The organism is Streptococcus parasanguinis (assembly GCF_001578955.1).
GTDB lineage: Bacteria > Bacillota > Bacilli > Lactobacillales > Streptococcaceae > Streptococcus > Streptococcus parasanguinis_U.
On sequence record NZ_KQ969689.1, the window covers coordinates 360395 to 364853 of the forward strand.

The following is a 4459-nucleotide window of genomic DNA, read 5'->3' on the forward strand; positions in this document are numbered from 1 at the left end:
ATTTAGAGAGTATTGCAAGTGGTACTCCAATCATCGCTCATGGCAATCCTTATCTCAATCATGTGATTGATGACCCTATGTTTGGAAAGCTCTTTTATGAAGAGAGCGATCTGGCACAAGCAATTCTTGAAGCGATTGACAAGATGCCCGCAATCGATGAGACCAAGTGGGCAGAAAAGATTGATGATATTTCTGCAGCAACCTTTGGCCGTCGGGTCTACGAATTTTACCTGGATAAAATCATCTCTAAAGACTTTTCAAATGATTTGAATCCTGAGCAAAGTCGGGTCAAGCGGATGTCTAAGACCATTGTGAAAATCCCGACCAAGGTGATTGCTCTTCCGGTCAATGGATCTGTGAAGATGATGAAGGCTTCGGTCAAACAAGTGAAGAAAATCCGTAAAATCACTCATTTCTTTGATTGAAAATGAAACTTTTTCTTGCAAAATTTTTCAATCGTGCTATAATAACTGACAGAGACATATCAAATCTAGGAAATCTGATAGAGAGCGCGTGGGGCTGGAAATCGCGTAGAGGATAGGTTTGGGACTACTCGTGATTCTTTTATGCAAACATAAAACGGTGGCTACGTTAGAGCCAATCAGAGGTGTCCCTCTTTTTTGAGGAACATAAATGAAGGTGGAACCACGTTGCGACGTCCTTTCGAGGAGGTCGCTTTTTTGATTTCTTAATGAAGACATCAAAAGGAATGATGATTCCAATGTTCAAAGACACCTCCCACCCATTTAGCTACTAAAAACTTTATAAGGAGAAAATCATGATTAAGATTACTTTCCCAGATGGCGCTGTTCGTGAATTCGAATCTGGCGTTACAACTTTTGAAATTGCCCAATCTATCAGCAATTCTTTGGCTAAAAAAGCTCTTGCTGGTAAATTCAACGGCAAATTGATTGACACAACTCGTGCCATCACTGAAGATGGAAGCATTGAAATCGTGACACCTGATCACGAAGATGCTCTTCCAATCTTGCGTCACTCAGCGGCACACTTGTTTGCCCAAGCAGCTCGTCGCCTCTTCCCTGATATCCACTTGGGTGTCGGTCCAGCGATCGAAGATGGTTTCTACTACGATACAGACAACCAAGCTGGTCAAATCTCTAACGAAGACCTTCCTCGTATCGAAGAAGAAATGAAGAAAATCGTGAAGGAAAACTTCCCATCAATCCGTGAAGAAGTGACCAAGGATGAAGCGCGTGAAATCTTCAAAAACGATCCATACAAATTGGAATTGATTGAAGAGCACTCAGAAGACGAAGGTGGGTTGACCATCTACCGTCAAGGTGAGTATGTAGACCTTTGCCGTGGCCCACACGTCCCATCAACTGGTCGCATCCAAATCTTCCACCTTCTTAACGTTGCTGGTGCTTACTGGCGTGGGAATAGCGACAATGCGATGATGCAACGGATTTACGGTACTGCTTGGTTTGACAAGAAAGATTTGAAGAACTACCTTCAAATGCGTGAAGAAGCCAAGGAACGTGACCACCGTAAACTTGGGAAAGAGCTTGATTTGTTCATGATTTCTCAAGAAGTTGGTCAAGGTCTTCCATTCTGGTTGCCAAATGGTGCGACGATCCGTCGTGAGTTGGAACGCTATATCGTTGATAAAGAAGTCGCAGCAGGCTACCAACACGTCTATACTCCACCAATTGCTTCTGTAGAACTTTATAAGACTTCAGGTCACTGGGATCACTACCGTGAAGACATGTTCCCACCAATGGATATGGGGGATGGAGAAGAATTTGTTCTTCGTCCAATGAACTGTCCTCACCACATCGAAGTTTACAAACACCATGTGCACTCTTACCGCGAATTGCCAATCCGTATCGCTGAAATCGGTATGATGCACCGTTATGAAAAATCTGGTGCCCTTACAGGACTTCAACGTGTGCGTGAAATGTCTCTGAATGATGGTCATACCTTTGTGGCTCCAGAACAAATCGAGGAAGAATTCAAGAAGATCCTTCAATTGATCATCGATGTGTATGAAGACTTTAACTTGACAGATTACCGTTTCCGCTTGTCTTACCGCGACCCTAAAGATACTCACAAATACTTTGACAATGATGAAATGTGGGAAAATGCTCAAAGCATGTTGAAATCAGCCATGGATGACATGGAACTCGACTACTTTGAAGCAGAAGGTGAAGCTGCCTTCTACGGACCAAAATTGGACATCCAAGTGAAGACTGCCCTTGGTAATGAAGAAACACTTTCTACTATCCAATTGGACTTCTTGCTTCCAGAACGCTTTGATCTTCATTACATTGGAGCAGACGGGGAAGAACACCGTCCAGTCATGATCCATCGTGGGGTTATCTCAACCATGGAACGCTTTACTGCGATCTTGATTGAAAACTACAAGGGAGCTTTCCCAACCTGGCTTGCTCCTCACCAAGTAACCCTTATCCCAGTATCGAACGAAAAACACGTAGACTATGCTTGGGAAGTGGCTAAGAAACTTCGTGACCGTGGTGTTCGAGCTGATGTGGATGAACGCAATGAAAAAATGCAGTTCAAGATTCGTGCTTCTCAAACTCAAAAAATTCCTTACCAATTAATCGTTGGTGACAAGGAAATGGAAGAGCAGGCTGTAAACGTTCGCCGTTATGGTCAAAAAGAAACAGAAACCATGCCGGTAGATGCATTTGTAGAATTGATTCTTGCAGATATTGCAAATAAATCTCGTGTTGAGAAATAAAACGATCACAGTCTGAGAAATATTTTTTAGTAAGAAAAAGCAACAACTATTTCAGTTGTTGCTTTTTCTATTTAACCTGAGCTAGTAGTGATCGGTCAAACCACCACAAATAGTATCCTCATCAACAATCCTTTCTATCCATTAACTTTTGGATATAGGATATCCTCCCAAGATTTGCTTCCATGAGTTAGATAAGTTGACTATCCTCAGTCCTTGTCTGCTTCATTTTCTTTTACGAGATCGTTTTGTGAATCTTTTTCAGAGAGTTTTTGATCGATATACTTGTCAATATTTTCGTAAAATTCCTTGGTCGTCTCACTATCTAATTTTGTCGAATTATGGACTTGATTGACTTTCAATTGAACAGATTGAATACCGTAAGAGTCTTGTTTTTGGCGAATGGTTTCTAATTCTTCTTCTGAAATCGGATCTCCAACAACCGTCAAGACCAATTCATTGCTACTTGACTTGTAGACTTGATTAATGATCGTATGATTGGCGAACTCTTTTCCTACAAACTGTTTGATCCCTTCTTTTCGTGCTTGATCCATCGTCAGAGTGACTGCTGAATAGCTGGCTGGAAGAACCAATAATACAATCAAGGATATCAACCCAATTCTCATTTTCATGCTTAGCTCTTTAAATGAACTTAAGGGAGATTGTCTCATCATAATTCTTGTTCCAACAATATTGATTAGCATGATAAAGACACAATTGATCAAGAAAAGATAGAGAGCCCCAAATAAAAATCGTACATTTCCATTAGCTAAACCATAGCCTGCAGTGCAGATAGGTGGCATCAGAGCTGTTGCAATGGCTACTCCTGGCACGATATTGTTTGCTTCTTTTTTTCTTGAACCAATGACACCTGCTATCCCACCCGCAATAGCAATGAGAACATCCCAAATGGTTGGAGAGGTTCGTGCAATCAATTCGCTACTTGCATAAGATAAGGGAGAAATCCAGAAATATAGAGTCGAGACAAGCAAACTGACCAATACTTGAGTAAATAAAACCCCTAGAGATTGCTTGATTAAACGCGTATCAAAAATAGCTAAACCAAACCCCAGTCCAATAATCGGTGTCATAAGAGGGGAAATCAGCATGGCTCCAATAATGACAGCTGTTGAATTCATATTTAGACCTATAGAGGCAATAAAAATCGAACACATCAAAATCACTGTATCTCTTAATCGAACATGAAGGTCATCATATAGTTTCTCGCGGAATTCACGTGTTGAATAGTTTCCGGACATTGGTTATTCCTTTTATTTCAAATAATTTTGTTTCTGCATGGATGATGGTAGAGAGACTTCTGTCCAAACTGATATGTTTTTAATTCTTACCTGTGATTCTTTTGAACATTATCTTTTAAATATCCATCAGTCCATCCTACATATTATATCAAAAATTTTACAGTCTTTCTCTGAGAATCAATTAATTTAAAAGATAGAGAAAGGAAGAAATTTTTGTATCCTTATCCGAAGAAGAAAAACGATATCTCCTCTGAAAGTAGATACCGTTTTAATGTTTAAACATGATGAGTTTGTAGCAGCAATCCTAGCTGATATCGCCAACAAATCACGTGTTGAGAAATAATGAAAAAAATAAAAAGATTGAGGATAAAACAATCTAAAAAACTTTCCTTAGGTGAGTAAGAACGTCAGCGAACTTCTATGAAGTTCCAAAACTCCCGAGTGAGAGTGGGACAAAAGTTCTAGTCTCTCAATTATCTTT

General features: G+C 40.2%; 3 protein-coding genes. 2 read left to right on the forward strand and 1 reads right to left on the reverse strand.

All coding sequences use genetic code 11. The annotated features are described in order from the left end of the window. Together SPADD19_RS12325 and thrS are read left to right on the forward strand one after the other, a co-directional pair. Nucleotides 1-425: glycosyltransferase (locus tag SPADD19_RS12325; RefSeq protein ID WP_423170597.1), on the forward strand; the 425-nt coding region annotated here is incomplete at its 5' end. Between the two features lie 353 nt (nt 426-778). Next, nucleotides 779-2722 carry a threonine--tRNA ligase gene (thrS, locus tag SPADD19_RS01710; protein WP_061455044.1) on the forward strand — a complete coding sequence of 648 codons (1944 nt, stop codon included), beginning with the start codon at nt 779-781 and terminating at the stop codon, nt 2720-2722. A 206-nt stretch (nt 2723-2928) separates the two neighbouring features. Here thrS and SPADD19_RS01715 read toward each other — a convergent pair whose 3' ends face one another. Beyond that, the gene (locus tag SPADD19_RS01715) at nt 2929-3978 is read right to left on the reverse strand and encodes a DUF389 domain-containing protein (RefSeq protein WP_061455045.1); all 1050 of its coding nucleotides are present in this window, start codon (nt 3976-3978) and stop codon (nt 2929-2931) included. Nucleotides 3979-4459 lie beyond the last annotated feature (481 nt).